The 19,741-nt window shown below is 50.9% G+C and carries 25 protein-coding genes; 4 read left to right on the forward strand and 21 right to left on the reverse strand.

What is annotated here, in order from left to right:
• A partial coding sequence (locus tag Psfp_RS22010) for a hypothetical protein (protein ID WP_205079497.1) occupies positions 1–203 on the forward strand: 203 nt, incomplete at its 5' end.
• Positions 204–388: 185 nt separating this feature from the next.
• Entirely contained in the window at positions 389–742 is a 354-nt protein-coding gene (locus Psfp_RS07075) for a helix-turn-helix transcriptional regulator (protein WP_192895300.1), read from the forward strand.
• A gap of 170 nt (positions 743–912) precedes the next feature.
• On the opposite strand, the gene Psfp_RS07080 is transcribed toward Psfp_RS07075, so the two are convergent.
• The 7 genes from Psfp_RS07080 to Psfp_RS07110 all read right to left on the reverse strand — a co-directional run bounded on the left by Psfp_RS07080 (position 913) and on the right by Psfp_RS07110 (position 7,442).
• The gene (locus tag Psfp_RS07080; protein ID WP_134217855.1) at positions 913–1,611 is read right to left on the reverse strand and encodes a JAB domain-containing protein; all 699 of its coding nucleotides are present in this window, start codon (positions 1,609–1,611) and stop codon (positions 913–915) included.
• Between the two features lies 1 nt (position 1,612).
• The gene (locus Psfp_RS07085; protein WP_134217856.1) at positions 1,613–1,849 is read right to left on the reverse strand and encodes a hypothetical protein; all 237 of its coding nucleotides are present in this window, start codon (positions 1,847–1,849) and stop codon (positions 1,613–1,615) included.
• 127 nt (positions 1,850–1,976) lie between these two features.
• On the reverse strand, positions 1,977–3,974 hold the full coding sequence (locus tag Psfp_RS07090; RefSeq protein ID WP_134217857.1) for a M23 family metallopeptidase: 1,998 nt from the start codon (positions 3,972–3,974) through the stop codon (positions 1,977–1,979).
• 30 nt (positions 3,975–4,004) lie between these two features.
• Entirely contained in the window at positions 4,005–4,412 is a 408-nt protein-coding gene (locus Psfp_RS07095) for a DUF6075 family protein (RefSeq protein WP_134217858.1), read from the reverse strand.
• A 75-nt stretch (positions 4,413–4,487) separates the two neighbouring features.
• Complete coding sequence (locus Psfp_RS07100; RefSeq protein ID WP_134217859.1) at positions 4,488–6,824, reverse strand: VirB4-like conjugal transfer ATPase, CD1110 family; 2,337 nt, start codon at positions 6,822–6,824, stop codon at positions 4,488–4,490.
• Positions 6,817–7,182: a PrgI family protein gene (locus Psfp_RS07105; protein ID WP_134217860.1), complete on the reverse strand. Its 366-nt coding sequence runs from the start codon at positions 7,180–7,182 to the stop codon at positions 6,817–6,819. Before Psfp_RS07105 ends, Psfp_RS07100 begins: the two co-directional genes overlap by 8 nt.
• 65 nt (positions 7,183–7,247) lie before the next feature.
• Complete coding sequence (locus Psfp_RS07110) at positions 7,248–7,442, reverse strand: Spo0E family sporulation regulatory protein-aspartic acid phosphatase (RefSeq protein WP_134217861.1); 195 nt, start codon at positions 7,440–7,442, stop codon at positions 7,248–7,250.
• Between the two features lie 242 nt (positions 7,443–7,684).
• Between Psfp_RS07110 and Psfp_RS07115 the strand changes: the two genes are divergently transcribed.
• Positions 7,685–7,957, forward strand: coding sequence for a helix-turn-helix transcriptional regulator (locus Psfp_RS07115; protein ID WP_134217862.1), 273 nt, complete (start codon positions 7,685–7,687; stop codon positions 7,955–7,957).
• Between the two features lie 215 nt (positions 7,958–8,172).
• Positions 8,173–8,583 (forward strand): hypothetical protein, encoded by a 411-nt coding sequence (locus Psfp_RS07120; protein WP_192895301.1) that lies wholly within the window; start codon positions 8,173–8,175, stop codon positions 8,581–8,583.
• Positions 8,584–8,636: 53 nt separating this feature from the next.
• Here Psfp_RS07120 and Psfp_RS07125 read toward each other — a convergent pair whose 3' ends face one another.
• The 14 genes from Psfp_RS07125 to Psfp_RS07190 form a co-directional block, all read right to left on the reverse strand.
• Positions 8,637–9,221 (reverse strand): hypothetical protein, encoded by a 585-nt coding sequence (locus Psfp_RS07125; protein WP_134217863.1) that lies wholly within the window; start codon positions 9,219–9,221, stop codon positions 8,637–8,639.
• Between the two features lie 22 nt (positions 9,222–9,243).
• Positions 9,244–10,083, reverse strand: a complete 840-nt coding sequence (locus Psfp_RS07130) for a hypothetical protein (protein ID WP_134217864.1) — start codon at positions 10,081–10,083, stop codon at positions 9,244–9,246.
• 64 nt (positions 10,084–10,147) lie between these two features.
• A complete protein-coding gene (locus Psfp_RS07135) occupies positions 10,148–10,375 on the reverse strand; it encodes a hypothetical protein (RefSeq protein ID WP_134217865.1) in 228 nt (75 codons plus the stop codon).
• A gap of 5 nt (positions 10,376–10,380) precedes the next feature.
• Positions 10,381–10,632, reverse strand: coding sequence for a glutamyl-tRNA amidotransferase (locus tag Psfp_RS07140; protein ID WP_243120530.1), 252 nt, complete (start codon positions 10,630–10,632; stop codon positions 10,381–10,383).
• A gap of 77 nt (positions 10,633–10,709) precedes the next feature.
• Positions 10,710–12,473 (reverse strand): VirD4-like conjugal transfer protein, CD1115 family, encoded by a 1,764-nt coding sequence (locus tag Psfp_RS07145; RefSeq protein WP_134217867.1) that lies wholly within the window; start codon positions 12,471–12,473, stop codon positions 10,710–10,712.
• The gene (locus Psfp_RS07150; RefSeq protein ID WP_134217868.1) at positions 12,460–12,651 is read right to left on the reverse strand and encodes a hypothetical protein; all 192 of its coding nucleotides are present in this window, start codon (positions 12,649–12,651) and stop codon (positions 12,460–12,462) included. The genes Psfp_RS07145 and Psfp_RS07150 overlap by 14 nt, the downstream gene beginning before the upstream one ends.
• 12 nt (positions 12,652–12,663) lie before the next feature.
• A complete protein-coding gene (locus Psfp_RS07155) occupies positions 12,664–13,566 on the reverse strand; it encodes an ArdC-like ssDNA-binding domain-containing protein (RefSeq protein ID WP_134217869.1) in 903 nt (300 codons plus the stop codon).
• A gap of 6 nt (positions 13,567–13,572) precedes the next feature.
• Positions 13,573–14,385, reverse strand: a complete 813-nt coding sequence (locus tag Psfp_RS07160; RefSeq protein WP_134217870.1) for a PcfB family protein — start codon at positions 14,383–14,385, stop codon at positions 13,573–13,575.
• On the reverse strand, positions 14,336–15,727 hold the full coding sequence (locus tag Psfp_RS07165) for a relaxase/mobilization nuclease domain-containing protein (protein ID WP_134217871.1): 1,392 nt from the start codon (positions 15,725–15,727) through the stop codon (positions 14,336–14,338). Before Psfp_RS07165 ends, Psfp_RS07160 begins: the two co-directional genes overlap by 50 nt.
• A gap of 141 nt (positions 15,728–15,868) precedes the next feature.
• Positions 15,869–16,075 (reverse strand): hypothetical protein, encoded by a 207-nt coding sequence (locus Psfp_RS07170; RefSeq protein WP_134217872.1) that lies wholly within the window; start codon positions 16,073–16,075, stop codon positions 15,869–15,871.
• Positions 16,075–16,404: a plasmid mobilization relaxosome protein MobC gene (locus tag Psfp_RS07175; protein WP_134217873.1), complete on the reverse strand. Its 330-nt coding sequence runs from the start codon at positions 16,402–16,404 to the stop codon at positions 16,075–16,077. The genes Psfp_RS07170 and Psfp_RS07175 overlap by 1 nt, the downstream gene beginning before the upstream one ends.
• A gap of 277 nt (positions 16,405–16,681) precedes the next feature.
• Entirely contained in the window at positions 16,682–16,885 is a 204-nt protein-coding gene (locus Psfp_RS07180) for a DpnD/PcfM family protein (RefSeq protein ID WP_243120520.1), read from the reverse strand.
• A gap of 245 nt (positions 16,886–17,130) precedes the next feature.
• Positions 17,131–17,832: a methyltransferase domain-containing protein gene (locus tag Psfp_RS07185; protein WP_243120521.1), complete on the reverse strand. Its 702-nt coding sequence runs from the start codon at positions 17,830–17,832 to the stop codon at positions 17,131–17,133.
• 390 nt (positions 17,833–18,222) lie between these two features.
• Complete coding sequence (locus Psfp_RS07190) at positions 18,223–19,722, reverse strand: HEPN domain-containing protein (protein WP_134217876.1); 1,500 nt, start codon at positions 19,720–19,722, stop codon at positions 18,223–18,225.
• Positions 19,723–19,741 lie beyond the last annotated feature (19 nt).

The raw sequence follows: 19,741 nt of genomic DNA on the forward strand, positions 1-19,741 counted from the left end.
ACATTATAACACATTACGCAAAATTACTCACTAAGAATTGGAGAGAATTTGACATTTTTTTAATAAAAAAAGCCCTGTTTTCAAGGCTTGTAGAGATTTCTATATTAGCGCAAGTGTCAAAGACCCGGATAAACACTTCTTCGATCATTCCGCAAGGCATTTGGGTACACAAAATAAGCAGGTTAAAAATCCCGCTTCTGTGATACAAATGATTACCTTATCGGACGACCGACATCAACACACCTCTTTATTTGAAATATAAATATAAAATAGCATATAGCCATCAAATTGTCAAGGCTGATAGGAAGCAATTAACCACACGATGTACTACGTGTAATCGTTTAGCTTTCCTTGTAGGAATTGTAAAATGACATAGGGCGATATAACTATGTCAAAAGAACAGGCAAAATATGACTTTAAGGCTATGGGACAGGCCATAAAGGAAGCCCGTCTAAAAAAGGGCTGTACGCGGGAACAATTAGCGCAGGAAGTTGACCTTGCGCCCCGATACATTATGTCCATTGAGAACAAAGGCCAGCACCCGAGCTTTCAGGTATTCTATGAGCTTGTCACCTTGTTTCACATATCGGTAGACCAATTCTTTTTTCCAGATATCGGTGCGAAAAAGACAACGCGCCACCGCCAGCTTGAAAGTCAACTTGACGAATTAGGGGAAGCGGATTTAATTATCATGGCGGCTACCGCAAAGGGAATACAAGAAACCAAAGGAACGGGGGAATAAAATCTCCGCTTTCTTTATTAAAGAAATGTATGAAACGCCGTAACCTTATAGATTGCGGCGTTTTTCCTGCGTCTAAAATCAGAAAAAAACTTGAGTTCCTGTTTGCCAAAAAGAAACTTCTAGCCCATAGGCGGGATAGATATTTTGTATCCCGTTTTGGATTTCCGTCATTAGCGGGTATTTTGAAATCTATTTCGCTTTTCCGCTATGGGTATTGTGCCTAATGCAATCGCATCATAATTTGCTTTATCTTTACAGAAGTCAGGCATACTTTCTGTTTCCGCTATAGAAGAATAGTTTCCGGTGCCCACAATAATGTGATCTAAGACTTTGATCTCCAAAGGATGGAAAATATCCACAATTCTTTGGGTCAAGGCTTTATCTTCCGGGGAAAAATTCTGGGAGCCTCCGGGATGGTTATGGGCCAGAATGACCGCATTGCAATCACAGGCCAAGGCGTACTTTAATATTTCCCGTGGATAAACGGCTGTCTGACCAACACTCCCTTCCGACATGGTTTTTATTTCGATTACGTTATTGCCCCTGTCTAAAAAAGCGACCATAAATCGTTCTTTGTCCTTCATCCCGCTTAAGAGTGCGTAAAAATATTGACCTGCCGCAGTTGATGAATTGAAGGTAATTTTTTCATTGCTCTCATAGATTTTCAAAAGGTTGTAGGAAGCAATGAACTCATTGAGCAGTCCGATTTTTTCGAGCTGCTTTTCATTTGGTTCCATAATGCGGGGATGCTCCAAGATGTTAAAGGGGTTGTTTTGTTTTACATACCGCTGAACCTTTTTGTAGGGCAGACCTGTTAATGTTGTCAGCCCTTTTAGAAATTTCTCGGTATGCCGTGTGTCTGACCTCATATTATATCCGCCCCCTTTTGTCGTCCAATATCTCAATCAGGGCTTGTATGCTTTGCAGTTTCCCGAAAGTCTCAGGGGCTAAGTCCGCCGATTCAAGATGCTGAAAAAAGTTTTTGATTCCCCTGCGCTGAAAGCATTTCTGAATTTTTTCTTTGGTATCCCCGTCCAGGCTAAGCAATTCGGCCAGTAAACCCGCGCACTTTTTATATTCCGACTCCCTTAACGTTTCTAAATTCATCCTTTCTTCCACCTTTCGTATAATCTAGCACTAATAAAAAGTACGATGGCGTGACAACCAACCAATTGGCTATCACGCCTCCGTTATCTTTTGGGTGGTCGTCAGCAACTTTTTAATCAGGCAATACTTACCATGCCGCCGTATAATTGGAGAAGTACAGCAGGGGATCTACCCTGGTGCCGCCGACATAAACCTCAAAGTGCAAATGCGGACCTGTGGACAATCCTGTGCTGCCCACCAAGCCGATGGTCTGGCCCTGCGTCACTGTTTGTCCGACACCGGCGCTCATTTGGCTCATGTGGGCGTAAAGGGTCTTATTGCCGTTGCCGTGGTCGATGATAACATAGTTACCGTAGCCGCCCGCGTCGTAAGCGGCGGTTGTGACCACGCCGTCCGCGGCAGCCAGTACCGCCGTTCCGTATCCCGCACCGATGTCAATGCCGCTGTGGGTTTTGTAGACGCCCAGGACGGGATGCAGCCTTGTGCCAAAAAAAGAAGTTACATAGTTACTGTCGGCGCTGGGCCAGATATAGAGGCCATCCGCAATAACGCCCGTTCCATCCCCCAGGTGTCCGACACCTGTGATCAGGGCCATAAAATACCGGTCGTATTCTCCGCACAAAAGCTCCTCCAACACTTCCCATTGGTCGTTGTTAAAGCCGTAGATTTTCGCCTGCTCCCCTGCGGTTCGCTGGGTAATGATGATATGCAGAATGCGCTCGTACCACGTTCCCCCGTCGCTGTCGGTATGCGCCACGACTTCTATCCAGTGGTCGATTTCCGTCATGTCCCAAAACACTTCCCGGATAAGGTCAATACGGGTTTGGTCAATGGTAAAAACATCCATGCCCTCGTCGGTCAGGGCGGTTTTGACGGCGAACACGGCCAGAATGTCTATCCAGATATTGCCCCGGCTGCCTCCGGTGCCGACGTACTGAACATCCAGCGTGTCCCATGTATTGTCGTTCTTGATGTCCTCTATCCGCTGGTTGTATTCCTCATTCACTTCCTGTATCACCACGGAGACGGGCGTTACCTCCGCATCCTTGTTCTCGTCGGAAAAGAGAAGTCCAAAGGGTGACGCGAACAGGGCGGCCACTGCGATAATAATCAGGAACAGGGCAAGGACAGCCCCGCCTGAGCCCACAAGGGCGATCAGTCCTTTAGTCAATGCGGCGGCGGCTTTGATGGTTAGCTTCATCATATGAATAGTAAATTTGGCGGTGGCCCTTGCCGCCTGCGCCGCCCGTTGTGTCGCTTTTATGCAGGCCTGCGCGGTTTTGGCGGCGGCTTTAGCCGCCGTCTGAGAGGTTTTTGCGCCGGTCTTTGAGGTTTGCCCGGCGGTCTTGACCGATTTCCGCGCCGTTTTAATTCTGCCCCTGGCAGTTTCCTTGACCGCTTTGCTGCCGGACCGGGCAGATGGCCGGACGGTGCGGCCAGTGCCGCCGATGCCGGTTGGGGCGGTATGCCGTGTTGTATTTCCGCCTGATCTGAACACGGGACTTGGAATGGCCTGGGCGCTTTTGGTTTCCGCCGCCTGAATTTCTCTGTTTAGGGTAAACCGCGCCTTTGCCCGGCTCTGAACAAACCGTCGTTTTGCCAATTCATTGGGCTTGGCCAGGGTATATTTTCGTTTACCTCTTTCCGTCACTTTAAATGGGACGGCTTTTCGCCGGGCCGATGGCTTGGCCTGCGCGGGAGATTGGGGCTGTGCAGGTGCTTTTCCGGCCTTGGGCGAGGCAGCTTGCCTTCCTTGGGAAACGGCGCTCCGGCGCGCTTGGGGACGCCCGGTTTCGGAAGGGGAGGAGGTCTGCTCCGTAGCATGGCCGTCGGCAGCATCGGCGTGATGGCTGTCCAAGGGAGAATTGCGGCGTTCCTTGATTTTTTGAACCGCCTTTTGGCCCTGACGCCCTATCGTGTGAACAGCTTCATTGCCGACCGTTTCCACGCTTTCCTTTACCTTATCCCCGGCATACGCCACATAGCTGTCGTCTTCCGGCCGCTGCGTTTGCTCGGACTGATCCTTGGTGCGGATAAAGGTGTTTTTCGCCCTGCGGGTTACATCAAGGCTTTTGTCCAGCGCCTTAATGTCCTTGACGGTGGCTTTGGTTTTGATGTCTTTCAACGCGCCCAACCTCCTTCCAGGGTTTACTGACTACCGCGCCTGTGCAAAAATATGGGGCGCGATGCGTTCCAAGTTCCGGCAATATTCGGGATAGCGCAGCCGGACGGCTTCAAAAAAGTAGGGGGCAAAGCCGCAGTCAAACATCTCGTAAGGCGTGGAACGGTTTTCTTTTCCTTCCTCCGTCCAGCCGTTCCAGAGGTTGAAGGCCAGGCGGCACAGACGGCGGGTTCCGCCCGTCTGCCACGGGGCCGCAAGGCCCTCCGGCCTGATGCCGTCCTCCTTGAAGTCAAAAAGGCTGTAGATGTTCCGTCTTGTTTCCGCGCAGATGCCCATTGCATAAAAAAACGCCTGGTGATAGGCGTCGTCATTGCGGGTTTTGGCGAGCATTTGATGGAAAAAAGCCTTGTGTTCCCTGTCTGCAAACCGGATGGCTTCCATTGTGTTTTCCTCCTTCAAAGTAAATGAACGGCTGTCTGAAAATTACGGTCAGCCGTTGGTGCTTGGCAGCTTAATTCAGCCTTGCGCTTGTTCGCCTGGTTTCGTCGTCATCAGGTTGTAGAGCTTGGTGTTACGCGGGAATTGGTCGGTGAAGGGTACCAGAGAACTGCCCACCTTGATGAGGCCGTTGCCCGCGTCCACGTTGGTGATATAGCTGAGTTGCAGGTCGGAAATGTTCAGGAGTTTGGCAAGCTCCATGCGGTCGGTACTGGCCTGGTTGAGCATGACAATGAATTCGCTGTTGGCCAGCATGGTCCGGGCCGTATGCGATTGCAGCAGGTCGTCAACATTCTGGGTGATCCCCGTGCAAAACGCGCCGTACTTGCGGACGCGCTTCCAGAGGGTGAACAGGAAATTGGCGCTGTACTCATGCTGAAACAGCAGGTAGATTTCATCAATAATAATGAAGGTGTTTTTTCCTTTGGCCCGATTCTGGGTGATGCGGTTCAGGATGCTGTCCAATACGACTAGCATGCCGATGGGCAGCAACTGCTTACCTAAATCCAGGATGTCGTAGCAGATCAGGCGGCTGGTCACGTCCACGTTGGTGGGTTTGGCAAAGGTGTTCAGGCTGCCGGAGGTAAAAAGCTCGATGGCCAGGGCGATTTCCTGCGCTTCCGGCTCCGATTGCTTTAGTAACTCTGCATGGAAGTCCTGCAAGGTGGGCGTTTTTCCCTTGAAATTGCTTTGCAGGTACTTCCGGTACACGCCGGCGGTGCAGCGGTCGATCAGAGATTTCTGCTTCGCCCCCAGGTTCTGGCCGCCCATCAATTGCTCGCACAGGGACAGGACGAATTCGGATTTCAGGATGACCGGGTTTGCACCGTCCCCATAATCCTTGCTCATATCCATCGCGTTGATGTGGTTTTCTGAGGTTGCGGAGATATGGATGATCTCGCCACCCATTGCCTTGACCAGCGACGAATATTCGCGCTCCGGGTCGATGAGGATGATGTCGTCATCGCCGGCAAGCATCTGATTGACGATTTCCCGCTTGGCCGTAAAGGATTTGCCGGAGCCGGACACGCCTAATATAAAGCTGTTGCCGTTTAATAACAGCTTGCGGTTGGCGATGATCATGTTCTTGCTGATAACATTTTGGCCGTAGTAAATGCCGCCGCTGTGGGCAATCTCCTGCGCCCGGAAGGGGATGAACACCGCCGTGCTTTCGGTGGTCAGGGTCCGGATGGCGTGGATTTTACGCAGGCCGTAGGGCAGCGCCGTATTCAGGCCGTCCATTTGCTGCCAGGTCAGGGTGGAGAACTGGCAAAGGTGCTTTCTGGCCGTGGTCAGCAGGGTTTCCGTGTCGCTGTCAAGCTGCTCCTTGCTGTCCGCGATATGCGCCATCGTGAGGACGGCGAACATCATGCGCTGGTCGCGGGTGGTCAGGTCATCCAGAAACTCCTTGCTTTCCCGGCGCTGCTGCTCCATGTCGTAAGGCACGACGGCGGAAAAGTTGTTATTTTCGTTCTGCCGCCGCTGCCAGTTGGTGATGTTGGTCTCCACCCCCAGCAGCCTGTTTTCCACCTCCCGCACGGCCTCATCAGTGGGGATGGGGATGATGTCCAAAGACAACATCATGTTGCGGTTCATGTCGCACAGCTCGGCTACCATGCTGTCCTTGATGAAGGTGGCAAACTCCCGCAGGAAAATAACGCGCCCGAATCTGCTTCCCATGCGGAAATGGTCGCGTTCAAACTCAAAGGTGTCGGGGCAGATGTAATCCTTGAAATCGTGTCCCTTGCGCATGGTTTCGGACAGGTCGAACCGAAAATCTGTTTCCTCGCCGGCCCGGAAAAAGTCGTGCAGGATGCGCAGCCGGTCGATGGCGTCCAACTCCACGCATTTGGAACCCAGGTGAGAAAAGTGGGTAATCAAGTCGGTGCCGATGCGGGAAAAGTAGCTTCTCGCTTCCTCAATGCTCTTTTTCGCCACCGACACGGTGACATATTTGTCCTGCACGATGCTGTTCGCGCCGGTGGCCTTCTCCAGCAGCATCCTGTTGTATTCCCTGCGGTAGTCGTCCAGTCCGTCCTCCCGGAGGGGTATCAAAATAGAGTTTTCAAAGTCCGTCTTATTCATGCGGCGGTTGTTGATGGTGATTTTGGTGGTCGCGCCGCTGTCAAAGGAATTGAGCAGTTCCGAGTAGGACAGAAACATGGCTTCCTTGTCCTCCTTGGAGGCCACGGCATAATTGATGTCCTCAAAGCGAAAGGTTCTGGAAAATTTATTGCCTACCTGAAAAATCCCGTCCGGCCAGATGGTGCGGATGGGGATGGCCTGCTGCACGCCCTTGGGGACGACAAACTTTTCCTTGTCCTGCTTCATGATTTTTTGCAGGGTCTTAATCATGGCGTTTCCATTCCTCCTTTTCGTGCTTTTCCAGGGTGGGTTTCAGGGCTTCGTAATAGATGTTGGTCGGGTAAAAGGTCAGGCGCTTGGGCAGGAGAAATTTTGACTTGATGTATGCCCAGAGATACTGCTCCGCCGTCATGCCGTGATATTGAATAAAGCCGAGAGCGGCAAAGGGGGCGGCACCCAAAATGCACATCCAGCTTACGGTTTCCGTGCCGAAGAAGCTGCGCAGGCCGAAGTAGATGCCGATAGCCACGATGACGGCCAGGACAGAAAAAATGAACTGCCGCATGGACAGTCCAAAAAACAAGCTCTCGGTATAGTCCCGGATTTCCCGGTTGATCTTGACTTCCAAAATATCATCACCTCCATAAAAAAATAGCGCCTCTTTCACGAAGCGCCAGCAGACCGGTTGCCTTATCATTCCTGCTTTTTTTCCCTGTGTCGTCCTTTCTCCTTTTGTATCTTGACTACCAATGCGTCAACCTTGCGGCTCTGCGCCATTACTGCCTCATCCTGGGTGAGGGGGATACCATTTTTCAAGGCTTCATCCGCAAGCCTGTTGAGTTTTTCCTTCTCTTTTTCCAGCTTTTCATTGAGAGACACCTTTTTCATGGGCGAAATCTCCTTTGCCTGATTTTAAGCTGGACCAAAATGGAGTGTTCTTCATCATCCCCATAATGCAGCTTGATGTGCTTGTATCCCGTTAAACAACAGATTTTTTGCTTCATCTTTATGTCAACTCCTTTCAATTTTTAATGCGAATTTCGAATTATTTTATTTTACTGCGATTATCGCATTAAAACAATCGTGCCCTCACATAAAATTAATGAGAAGAACAGTGAGGTGCAAAAGGTATGAAACCACGAAAAAACCCGCCCGGCAACAAAAACATGATCGGAGTTAAGGTTGTTGCCCTTCGGAAGGCAAGGAATATAAAGCAGAAGGATTTTCTTGCGAAACTGCAAACTGTGGGCCTGGACATTAGCGCGACGAGTCTTTCTCGCCTTGAAGGACAATACCGTCTTGTCCAGGATTATGAGATCGTTGCTATTGCGAAAGCTTTGGATATTTCTGTTGAAGAATTGTTAGGAAAAAAGCGGCAACAGCGCACTGTAGCACCGAAATAATCCGTGTGCATCCTTCCATTTCCTTCCTTGATGCGCGATAATATTAAGCGTGAAAAAAGGGGGTATTCGTGCTGTACGCATCCATCTTCATCTTCCTGTTGATGCTCCTGCTAGCCTTCATGTTCAAGATCGCCTCGATTTTCCGGTCTTATTTGTATATTTGCGCCGCGTGATATAATGGAAATATACGGACGATATGGAAAGGAGTGACCATTATGGCAGCCGCGGCCCTTATTTCTCTTTGCCTTACGATTGGACTGCTCATTCTTTCTTTCATATTCAAAGCAGCAGGAAAGCTACGGCTGACGATTCCCGTCCTTTGCTTCCTGCTTTTCGGCACCGTGCTGAACAAGTGGGCGGTGGAGCATGAGACTTTGGCGTATATCATCCTGTTCTCATTGCTTGGCCTGACCGTGTTAAGCTGGATTGTATCGCTGATAAAGGCGATACGGCGCAAGCGGGACGAGAAATACATGGAAGATGACGTCGCGTGGCAGATCCGCCGGGCCAGAGAGATGGGCGTACCGCTTGACAAGGTTCAGTTCAACGAGCAGGGGGATTTGCTTGACCCTAGAACAGGGAAACCTGTTGTTTACGGGGATGGCGTTCCGTTCAAGGACATGTGAGGATACCGGATTTTTGTGTCCGGTATCCTTTTTATAATCCCCATCACTTATTATCACCGCGCCCCGGTATCCCGCTGCGGAGCTTTCGGCTGCAAGTCCGTCGGCTTTTTGCCGTCAAGGGGATTGACAAAATCGACATAGTTCACGGCATAGATGGCATTGTCGTTAAGCTGCCGCTGCCACGCACCCTCCCGCGGCGACCAGTGAAAGCCCTTGCGCTTCAAAACGGAACATCTTTCTTTATCCGGCCTCTCGTCGAAAAAAAGCTGCAAGCGATTGATGTCATTGTTTACGACCGCCTCGCCGCCCGCAAACTTCCATCCGACAAAACCGACCTCCCGATGTCTTTCAAGCTCATTGATCCGCTGCTTGATCCGTTTGATCTCGGAATTGTTGTTGGTCAGCTCATAGCTTGCAAACGGCTGCTTATCCCACGAATAAGACGAGCTTTCAATTTTCGTGTCTATTTTCGCGGCCATCTCATCCGATACACCGGGGCAGCCCTGGCAGGTGCCGAACTTTCGGTAATAGGCGTTGACTTCTTTCATGAACGTCTGCCGTTTCTCGCAGGCTTCGAGCTTCGCGTTCAGCTTTTCCAGAGCATTGGGATCGCTGCTTGAAATCGCTTTATTACTCATTTGTTTTCCTCCCATCCAAAAATTATAGTCCCATCATCTCCCGCACCACCCGGTCGGCCATCTTCACTGCGCCGACCAGGATCAGCATGTTGAAAACCAGCTCCCCGATATAGCTCCACACCATCGTCACGGCGCTGGCGCTGGCGTCCACTACCGGCGGGGCTGCCGCAAAGACGGAAAAGATGACGCAGGCCAGGACGATGATGGCCCCCTCCAGGCAGACGGCGGCATAGCTTTTGAGGAATGCTTTGCCGATGCTCTGGCTGGGCTCCCCGGCAAAGGAGGCCAGCGGCACGGGGGCAATGGCGGTATATAAGAACAATTTAAAAAAACGACCGTACACCGCCAAGATCATGATGAAGGACAGCACCGTAATAAACAGGCTGCCGATGATCGTTACCGCCCACAGGGGAATACTCGCCAAGAAGCTGCACTCCTCGACGGCCTGCACGATGGCCTGCGGTAAAACGGCTTGGCTTGTGGTGCCGAAACCCGCGCTGCCCATGATGGTGGAGACGATCCCCTGGGCAATGGTAAAGAGTGCCATCATCAGCTCCAGCCCGTAGGTGACAATCCCTTTCGCCAAAGCGAAGCGGATGAACAGCTTTAGGACGTGTTCCGGCTTTTTCACCTCCGCAAAGCTGCCGCAGGTTTTCACCACGCCGATTACAAAAAACAAGACCAGCAGGGCCAGGCCGATGGCCTGCAACGCGCCGTGGATATCGGCAATGACCTGCCAGATGCCGCCGCCTCGGAATTCCGTAGGGGACTGGGTGACCAGCTGCCAGATTTCCGCCAGCTTTTCGTTCCAGGTTCCCAGGGCGTTGTTCAGGTTCTCAATCACCCAGTTACCGCTTTCCAAATAAACTCACCTCGTTTCCAAGGCAAAGCCCGCGCGTGAAGCGCGGGCTCTACTTCCGTGATCGTTACCGGCATGGCTCGTCCCTGCCGGGCTTTTTGTCCCTGATGACGCCATACTTGTCGTCGACATAGAAATGATTGACGAACGGGTTGTAGATGGCATGGCACCTGACGCCGTTATATTCGGCAAGGTAATCGTTGTCGCCCAGCCGTCCCAGGATGGTGGCTTCCCGCAGTTCGCCATCCAGGGAATGAATATGCATGTTTTCAATGATCGGAAATTTGTTGAACATGGCAATCAACCTCCTGTGATGAGATTAAGGATTTCCTTAGCAAAGGTGATGATGACGCCGCCCGCCAGGGTGAGAAAGCCGTTGGCCCGCTGGCTTGGGTCGTGGGATTTCAGCGACAGGCCGATCTGCACAATGCCGAAGCCTAAGAGAATCATCCCGATGGCGCGGATCAGCCCGAAGATAAATTCGGACAGGTTGTTGACGACTGTCAGGGGATCGTCAGCCGCGTATGCTGGGACGGCGAAAAGGATCAGCATCAACACCAGCGTGCAGCAAATGGCAAAAACCCTTTTGGTTTTTCCAAACATTTTCATAAGAATCGTTCCTCCTGTTTTTATGATGGGGACAGGCTTGCGAGTTCTTCCTCGGAAAGAAGTTCGTAATCACCGTCTTCCTTTAAAGCCACGGCCTTCCAGTCCAGGGCGTGTTCCGTGGTGCCGTGCCGGTAGGTGTGGCCGTCGCCGTCAACCGTCAGCTTTAAATTCGGGTGCTTGAGAATATCGTACTTGTCGTCCATCACGGCATGTTCGCCCCGGATGAACAGCAGGGCGTAGCGGTTGTCCAGCATGCGCACCTCGTCGGGGGTGAGAAGTTCCCGGCCCGATAACTGATAATTGGTGGAATAGCTGCCGTGAGCGCCCCTGCTTTGCCCGTAGGTGTTCAGGTCGATGGTTTCCTTGCCTAAAAGCTCGGACACATACTTGTGGGTGGATTGCTCGTTGCCGCCTAAATACAAAAATTCATCGCAGTTGCCGACAATGGACTCCCAGGTGTCTTTGAACAAGGCTTTGAGCTGGGCCAGGTTTTGCAGGATGATGGAGACGCTGACCTCCCGGCTGCGCATGGTGGAAAGCAGCTTGTCGAATTCATCCGGCAGGGCGACGTTGCTGAATTCGTCCATCACGAAATGGACGTGCAGGGGCAGCCTGCCGCCGTATACATGGTCGGCCAAGTAGTAAAGCTGCTGGAAAAGCTGGGTGTAGAGCATCCCCACGATGAAATTGAAGCTGCTGTCGTTGTCGGGGATGACGGCAAACAGGGCTGTCTTTTTCTCCCCGATGGCGGGCAGTTCCATTTCATCCACCGTGGTGATGCCCGCGATAGTGGACAGGTTGAACTTTTCCAGCCGGACGCCCAGGCTGATGAGAATGCTTTTGGCGGTTTTGCCCGCGGCCAGCTTGAAGATGCTGTACTGCTTGACCGCCAGATGCTCCGGCTCCCGCATTTCCAGCCGCTCAAACAGCTCGTCCAGGGGGCTTTGGTAGGTTTCGTCCTCCTCCCGCACCTCGGCGGCGGCGATCATTTCCATAACCATCGGGAAGTTTCGCTCATCCTCCGGCGCTTCGTAGAGCAGGTAGAGGATGAGGGCCTCCAGCAGGGCGGTTTCGGAGCGTTCCCAAAAGGGGTCGTTGGTGTTGCTGCCCTTGGGGGTGGTGTTGCGGATCAGGTTGGTGACCAGCTTCAGCACGTCCTTGTCGTCCTGCAAATAGGTAAAGGGATTGTAGCAGTGGGAGAGGTACATGTTGATCAGGTCCAGCACCTTGATGTCATAGCCCCTGGCTTGGAGCAGGTTCCCGGTGTCCCGTAGGATTTCACCCTTGGGGTCGAGGATCACAAAAGAGGTGTTGGCCTGCATCACGTTGGGTTTCGCGTAAAACCTGGTCTTGCCGGAGCCGGAGCCGCCCACCACCAGGACGTTCAGGTTGCGCCGGTGCTTCCTGCCGTCCAGCCCGATGCGGACGTTCTGGGTCAAGATTTTGTTCTTCTGCGGGTTCTTGTCCCGGTATTTCTTATTGACAGCCGCCGCGCCGCCCCAGCGGGCGCTGCCGTGTTCCTCCCTGGGCCGGTAATTGCGTTTGGTGGACAGGTATATCCCGATGCCCATAATGTAGGCGGCGACAAAGAGCAAAACGCACTTGGGCGAATTGTCCACCCACTGGATATGAAACGGATCGTTCATCGCCGCCGTGAGGTTTTCCAGGATTTCGGGCAGGCCGCCGGAAAGGGAGGGGGCGACCAGCAAGGCCGCCCACACCACCGGAATTAAAAAAACCGCCCAGAGGATGAGATTGCTCTTGGCGGTTTCAGCGCGTTTCATCGTGGTTCCTGCGCTTTTGCTTTTTGGTCGGGGCGTCGATGGTTTTCAGAAGCAGTTCGTCCACGGCGTCGGTGGGTCGTTCCTCTTTAATCAGGTCGTTTCGCAGTTCGTTGAGGGCGTTCACCACCACGCCGTATTCGTAGTCGTCCAGGGTCAGCACCCGTTCTTCGTCCTTCATGGACAATCCCTCCTAACGTTCCTGCTCCTGCCGCTTTTGCTGCCGCTGCTGGTTGAGCATCCGGTTCATGCGACCGGAAATTTCGTTGGACGCCTCGCGTATAATGGACAACTCGGCGCGGATCTCCTGCGGCTCCAAATTCTCCAGCATTTGGGGAACTCCCTCGAAGTGGTAAAAGCCGTCCGTTTCCACGCCGTACTGTTTGCAGAGCATATACGACACGCAATAGGCGCGGAAGCCCTGCTCGGAGCGGTTGTAGCTCCCATCGCCCTTGTCCATTTCCGCCTGGGCCAGCTCCTGGGCGAGAGCACGGAAAATATGATTGGCGTCCAGGCCGCGCCGGATTTGGATTTCCCTCTTGTCCGGCTGGTACAGGGCGTTTACGCCGCTCGGCAGCGCGTCGCTTATGCGGACGGGCACGGGGGCGTGGGCCAGCAGCGCCTTGATGCGGGTGCGCTCGTCGGGATAGACCGGGGTTTCCCGTTTGCAGCTGTTTCCGGTTTGGGAAATGTCGAACATCTTTTTGGGGTTGTAGCTGATGCCGGTGGAACCGTCCTGGCGCTGGTATTCCTCTCCCGGCTCGATGATGTAAAAGCCGGATTCCTTCTTGCGGATGTACGCGCCTTGCTCCTTCCAGGTGTCAAAGTCCGCGATGCGGGTGGCCTCCGGCTTTTGCGCCAGGATTAGCAGGGCGTTGGAAACGCTGTAGCGGTCAAAGTGGCTCTGCACTTTCAGATACTTCTGGAAGGTGTCTCCGTCCCGCGCCACGGCTGTCGCCGCTTCGTCGATCATGGCGTACACTGCTTCCCGCTGCTCCTGCTTTTTCTGCGCCCAAGCCTCCTTGTCGAAGGGCTGGTCGCTTATGGGCGCGGTTTGGTCTTGCTCCTGCCGGAAAAGATCGTCAAAATTGCTCATTTGGATTTACCTCTCTTTCGGTTTTTTAGATTTGGATTTTGTTTTCGATTGGCCCGCTTTGGCGGGCTGGCCGGTGGATTTGGATTGCTCCTTGGATTGTCCGCGCTTGGGTTCCGCCTGCTCCCGGTGGGCTTCCCGGATTTCCTTTAATTCCTGACGGACGGATTTTCGCTCCGGTTCACTCGTACCCCCGGCGGCTTTCCCGCTGCGCTCGTAAGTAGGCTCGGACGGAGGGGATTTCTCCGCCTTCGCCGCTGTAGGGTCCGTCGTAGGGTTTGGGTTGTCGGTCCGCTCCTGGTCCGGCTCCGGCTGACCTGGCTTTGCCAGGAGTTCGTCCAGAAAATCGTCCGCGCTTTTTTCGGCGGGCGTTTCCTTGGCGGCAGACGCTTTTTCTTCTTGCTTGGCAGCCCTGGATTTCTGGATTTCGCTCTTGATGATTGCGGTGTCCACGGTGGCCAGCTTGAAGCGTTCCACGATGCGGTTGATCTTGGAGGCGTCCTCGGCCCGCACCATGATGTCGCACATGCCGTCCGTGTCCTTTTTGTCACGGAGGGCGCAATAGAGGACGCCGTAGCGTTTGGCCTCCCGGGTGAATTTCTGCAAGTCCTCGTTCCTGACCGCAAAGACTTTCAGCTCCTTGCCGCTGCGCAACAACCCCTCCAGCCGGATTTTCCCCCTGGTTTTCTTTTGGTCTGTGAGAACGGCATACAAATAAGTGGCCAGGTTTTTGGCCCCCTCGCCGGAGATTCTGGCCATTACCTCGATCCCCTTAAGACTCAGGCTGACGGCTTGGTCCACGGCGTCGGCTCCGCTGCTCATAGGCTTTTTCCCCCTTTCGCTGCTGGATTTCTTCCTGTTTGATCCGGGACAGCTTTTCCCGCATTTCCCCGGAACGGGACAGGATGCCCGTGCAGAGCTTCACCTCCTTGTGAAGCTGGCTGATTTGTTTGGTCAGTCCGGCGATTTGCTCCTTGTAGGCTGTCGCCTGTTCCTCGTCCCCGCACCGGCGGATGCGGTTGTAAAGGGACTTACGTTGGGCGGACAGGGCGCTCATTTCCCGCTCCACGGTTGAGCGGTAGGCGACAAGCTGTTCCTTGCTGGAAATATTGTTTTTGCAGAGCAGCTTGGTCTGCGCGATAAGTTCATTCAAATAACGCAAGTCCTCGCGCAATAAAAAATGCGTCCTTTTGCTGGATGCGCGGGGCTTGGGCAGGATGCCCATTTTATAAAGGTAGTAGAAGTATAACGCTTGCAGGCCGGTGAGCTTTTTCGCTGTCTTGAGGGAGCCTTTGAAGGTGCAGCGTTTTCGCTTCGGCTCCGGCAAGGGGGGTGGCCGCTGGGGTGCTCGGTTTTGCAGTATGCGCCTTTTAATCGCTTCCTCGCTGTAATCGTCGCCCAGGGTTTTCAGCCGGACAAACCGCTGTTTGCCTAAAGGACGCACCGCCAGGTGTTTCACCCCGGTTTTTACCTCATAGCCCTGTTTGCGCAGGGCGGCGATAAACTGGGTGAAGGTCATGGCGGCGGCAATGGATTGGTCCACGTCCTCACGGATCAGGCCCCGCCAGGTGGGTTTGCCTTCCCGCTCAGCCTTCCATTCGGCATAGTGCTTGGACTTGCCGCGCTGCGGGTTTTCGATGACGGACAGGGCGTGTTCCCGGCACAGCCGGTCGGAGGTCTTGCGCATGAGGGCGTAGGTGGCGTTGTTGTCGTAATACCGTTTGCCATCCTTAAAGGACACGGAATTCAGGACGAAATGGTTATGAAGATGCTGCTTGTCCAGGTGGGTGGATACCACCACCTCAAAGCGGTCGCCCCAAAGCTCTTTGGCCAGCTTCACGCCGATGGCGTGGGCGGTTTCGGGAGTGGCCTCTCCCGGCGCGAAGGCTTGGTAGCCGTGAAAGGCCAGGATGCCGTCCTGCTTCTGATATTGCCGCTTTGTGCGGCCCATCTGCTCGCAGGCGGTGGCCAGGTCGCAGTTGATGCCTGTCACATAGAACTGCTTTTCAGTTTTGACATCCTGCTGGGTATAATCCAGTACCTTGCGCAAGCCCTGAAAGTCGAGACTGATAAAATCAGGGTTTTCGGTTTTTTCGGGGTTGGCGGCGTAGTCGATTACCCGGTCAAGGCGGTCGGTCACGTCCCATATTGCTGTGGTTGCCATTGGTCATCGCTCCGGCTCCCCATGCTTTTTCATCAAAGGGTAATCCGCAAGGCCATCTTGTTTATCACAGATTCTCGCCACGATAAGCTCAAGCATATTTTCCACATACCGGAATTCCTCCTGATATTGGGCGGTCACAACCTAAAGGGGGTTTTGAAACAACAGGAGGTAATCCAGTTCCTCCGGTTCATAACTGTGATTTTCTGTCATATTTCGGTGAACCTGGGTATAGGGGGCGATTTCTTCCGCTTTTTCAAAGATGCCCTGGCCGTCCACTTTGAGCAGCTTTGCCTTGTAGTCCGCAAAGTTCCGGTGGATACGGTTTATTAGTAGTGTTTTCTTATCCATTAGGTTCTCCTTTCCGGCGCTGTGACCGCCTCTATAATGTCCTGTACCGCCTTTCTGAGCCGGTTGGCTTCATATTGAAATGCCGTTTTGTCAATATGCCCGGTGGCATTGGCCTTTGCCGCAATCTGGTTCAGGTTTCCGCCGATGGCGTGCAGCTCCCGCGTCATGGAAAAATAGTCGAGAGGGGGCAGCTCCTTGGGCACATAGCCGCTGATGAGAGAACGAATAAATGCTTCCTGTGAAAGCCCCGATTTCTTTACCTGCTTGGCAAGATTCTGTTGTTCTTTGGCGTTCAGCCGTACAATGATTTGGATATTCCGCTTTCTCATCGTTCCGGGTCCTTTCGCGGAGGATGGATGTCCTTGCACTCGATGAGGCCGCGAAATTCCTCCCGCCACTTTTGTTGAAGCTCGTTCATTCATAACACCTCTTTTCTTGATTGATGGGGAGTACAACATGAAGGGGGTATTAGGGGCGAGAGCCCCTAACAAGCGAATTTGGCTAGCCAAATTCAGTGCTTGCTGCAACACAAGACAATGGTCTTGTGTTGAAAGATCGGTTACGGTTGTTCTCAGAAATGACCAGCCGAAAAAAAAGGCAGGGAGGTTATCGCTCCTGCCCGCGGTGCTTTTGTTCTTTGCTTCGAGCATTCATTTCTTTCTCGTGTGTGGAAAAATCCACGCCGGTAAAATGCTCTGCATCGAGAATGTAATCTTCGTTTTTGTATGCTGCTCGTACTATCGCCTCGGCCTGTTCCGCGTCTTTCGCTCCGATTTCGACGGTCATACAAAGAGTTTCCTTGATTTCCACCTGATAATTTAGTTATTAAGATTTTCGATTTCTGGATACTGCTTCAACAATTTTTTGTTTGCGGTTTCAAGCTGTTTGTAATAATTCGAGTAAGAAGAACTTAGTTTTTCCATTAAGTCAGTTTACAAGGAACTACATGCAGACCGTGAAACGGGCTGTTGACAACAAAAGGGCTGTATGCTCCCGCAGAGGGAGTATACAGCCTGTTTTGTTGTGGGGGAATCCAAAGGGGGCAACAAAGGTATTCAGAGTACTTTAGCAATCAACTGAATAAGATTATAATACTTTCCGTTTTCAGCTTCCCTCATCTTTATATCTTCCTCGATACCTTGCCAATAGCTGGTATGCCATTCATCCCACGACTGTTTACAGCAGAGCATTTCACGAATGTCAATAATTTCAATACCTTTTTCTGTTTCCCATAAGTTTTTCCACCAAGCAAGAGAATGAATAGTCCTTGCCACCTCATTATTCCAAAACGGCTTCATTTCATCAGGGACATTTTCCCCAAATTCATACTTTATGCCAGGAATCGCCATGGCGATATAGCCACCCTTTTTCACAAAAGGAATGAGCGACGGGAGCATTTCTGGCGTATCACCGAAATGATGATAAGCACCCACAGTGAACAACAGGTCAAAATATCCGTTTGCAAAAGGCAAGCCTTTGGTCGCGTCTACGGAAATCGGAACGGCCTTATCATCAATCCCGATAGATTTGAACCGCTCATAGTTTTCAGTTGGCGAAATCCAAAGGTCGGCGGCAAAAACGGATGCACCATATTTTTTCGTCAAATAAAGCGTGGAAAGACCACACCCGCAGCCGAGGTCAAGGATTCGCATATTCTCGTTGACGTTCAGGTGTGACGACAATTCCTCTGATAACCGCATGGCGTTTGGCCCCATCATGGTGGCTTTCAAGAACTCAACATTTTTATCATTGGACATAAACTGGTCTGTAAATGGATACATGGTATTCTTCCTTTCTAATTTTCGCCTTATAGAAAGAAAACAAAAAAGCGCAGTATGATACTGCGCTACAAATTACACCATTATAAATAATGGATGCTCATTCAATCTGTAAGGCAGTTTTTGACAACACAAACAAAAGCAGAACTACTGCTCGTTTCATGCCCTTAACCTAAACCCTTACAGAATTACCGACATCAATACACTCCCTCTTTCTTTAACTTACTATATCATGGCACTATCATTATGTCATGGAAAAAATACAAATTTTTGTTTTGCTGTCTCTCAAATTGAAATTTGTCTGCAACAGTTATTAAACATAATGGACGACTTGGAAAAATGCAAGCAAAAAAGTCTGTCCTTGATAGCTCACTTCGAATCATTGTTTGATAGTGCACTATCAAATGCTGCTTCAAATTCTTTTACTTCAAGGTACTCTTGATTGCCAATGATAAACAATAATGAATATCGAAGAAATTCAACAGCAAGTTTCTTTGATTCTACTTGCTTTCCGTCAATAGCAATCATGCTGTTCTTCTTCGTATCTCTTCCGTGGACTATATCAGAACGAAACCCGTATATGGTTTTCATTGCTCTACGCATATCCTGCGGCGAATATGGACAGCATTCAAGTTTTGCTGCTACCACTGAAATTCTATTTGAGATTGTATATGTAATTTCCCCTTGTGTGTCTCCTGACAACAGCGTTTCTATGCCGATTATAGCGTCTAATGCCGTATCGTCATCCGCCTCTCTTAGCATACAGCGATTAAGGCGTTGTATAGCAATAAAAACCTTTCTAAAGGCTTTATTATGCTTGGAATCCATTCGTTTCTGTCTAATTGTAGTAAACAATGTTTTGATTAAATCTAAATCGCTTTTATTAGCGTTATATATACTGTAGCCGAAAAACTTCGTTTCGACCTCGTTATGATTAAATGCACGTACATTCGCACCGTACACTGTCGGTAAATCTGTTGTCCATTTGTCTGCCCAACCTATCGGCTCAATTAACAATTGTCCATATCCGGTTTTGCAACCAACAGCAATACGAATAGCAGCAAAGAAATCGTCGATAATCTCTGTAGGATATGCCCAATAATTCGCTACCGCATTATGTACGGCATCTCTATCATTGTTTTTGATATGATATCCGCTCATTTTCAGCATGAATAGTGCGCATTGAACAACATTGCTTTCCTGCGTAGATTCAAAATGAGCAGCATTATACCGACTAATTTGAAAATCTTGTGACATTTTTAAAATTGAGATGCCTTTTGCAATTTCAGTTTCATCTGCTTCAAAGGTCATGAAGCAAATCGGCACACATATATTGACACTCAAGTTTTCAGCGTATAAGCGAGTAAGCTGCTGTGCAATAAGAGATTTTGTTAGTTCAGAGTCATAATCACCAGATTTGAACTTTTTCGTGATATAAAGATATCTATTGGTAATATTGGCCACCAAGCTTACAATTGCAGAATCTATATATTTTTCTTCGGAAACAAGTGCCTTGCTGGCATCGGGTACGCTTTTGAACAACCGCAGTAGTTCGTCAAAGCTCTCCAAACTATGGCAATTAATTTGAAACTGCCCATCACTACCACGTAAAAGCTCTCCATAGTTTGCTGGCGATTGGTAGGTGGAGTCAGTAAGAAACTTAATACCGCATTTGAAAGCAGGAATGTTTGCTTCCATTTCTTTATATGATTCATGCTCTTCGATACCCTTTAGGAATATCTCTGGATACCTGTAGTATGTCGGGATGTATGTTTTTCCTTTCTGATATTCATATATTGCAGCTATTGCCGCTTGAATCGTTTGATCAGCCGTTTCAATCAGTTGCTCAATAAATTCTTTTGATAGCATTATTCAATCTATCCCTTCC

The organism is Pelotomaculum sp. FP (assembly GCF_004369245.1).
Lineage (GTDB): Bacteria > Bacillota > Desulfotomaculia > Desulfotomaculales > Pelotomaculaceae > Pelotomaculum_C > Pelotomaculum_C schinkii.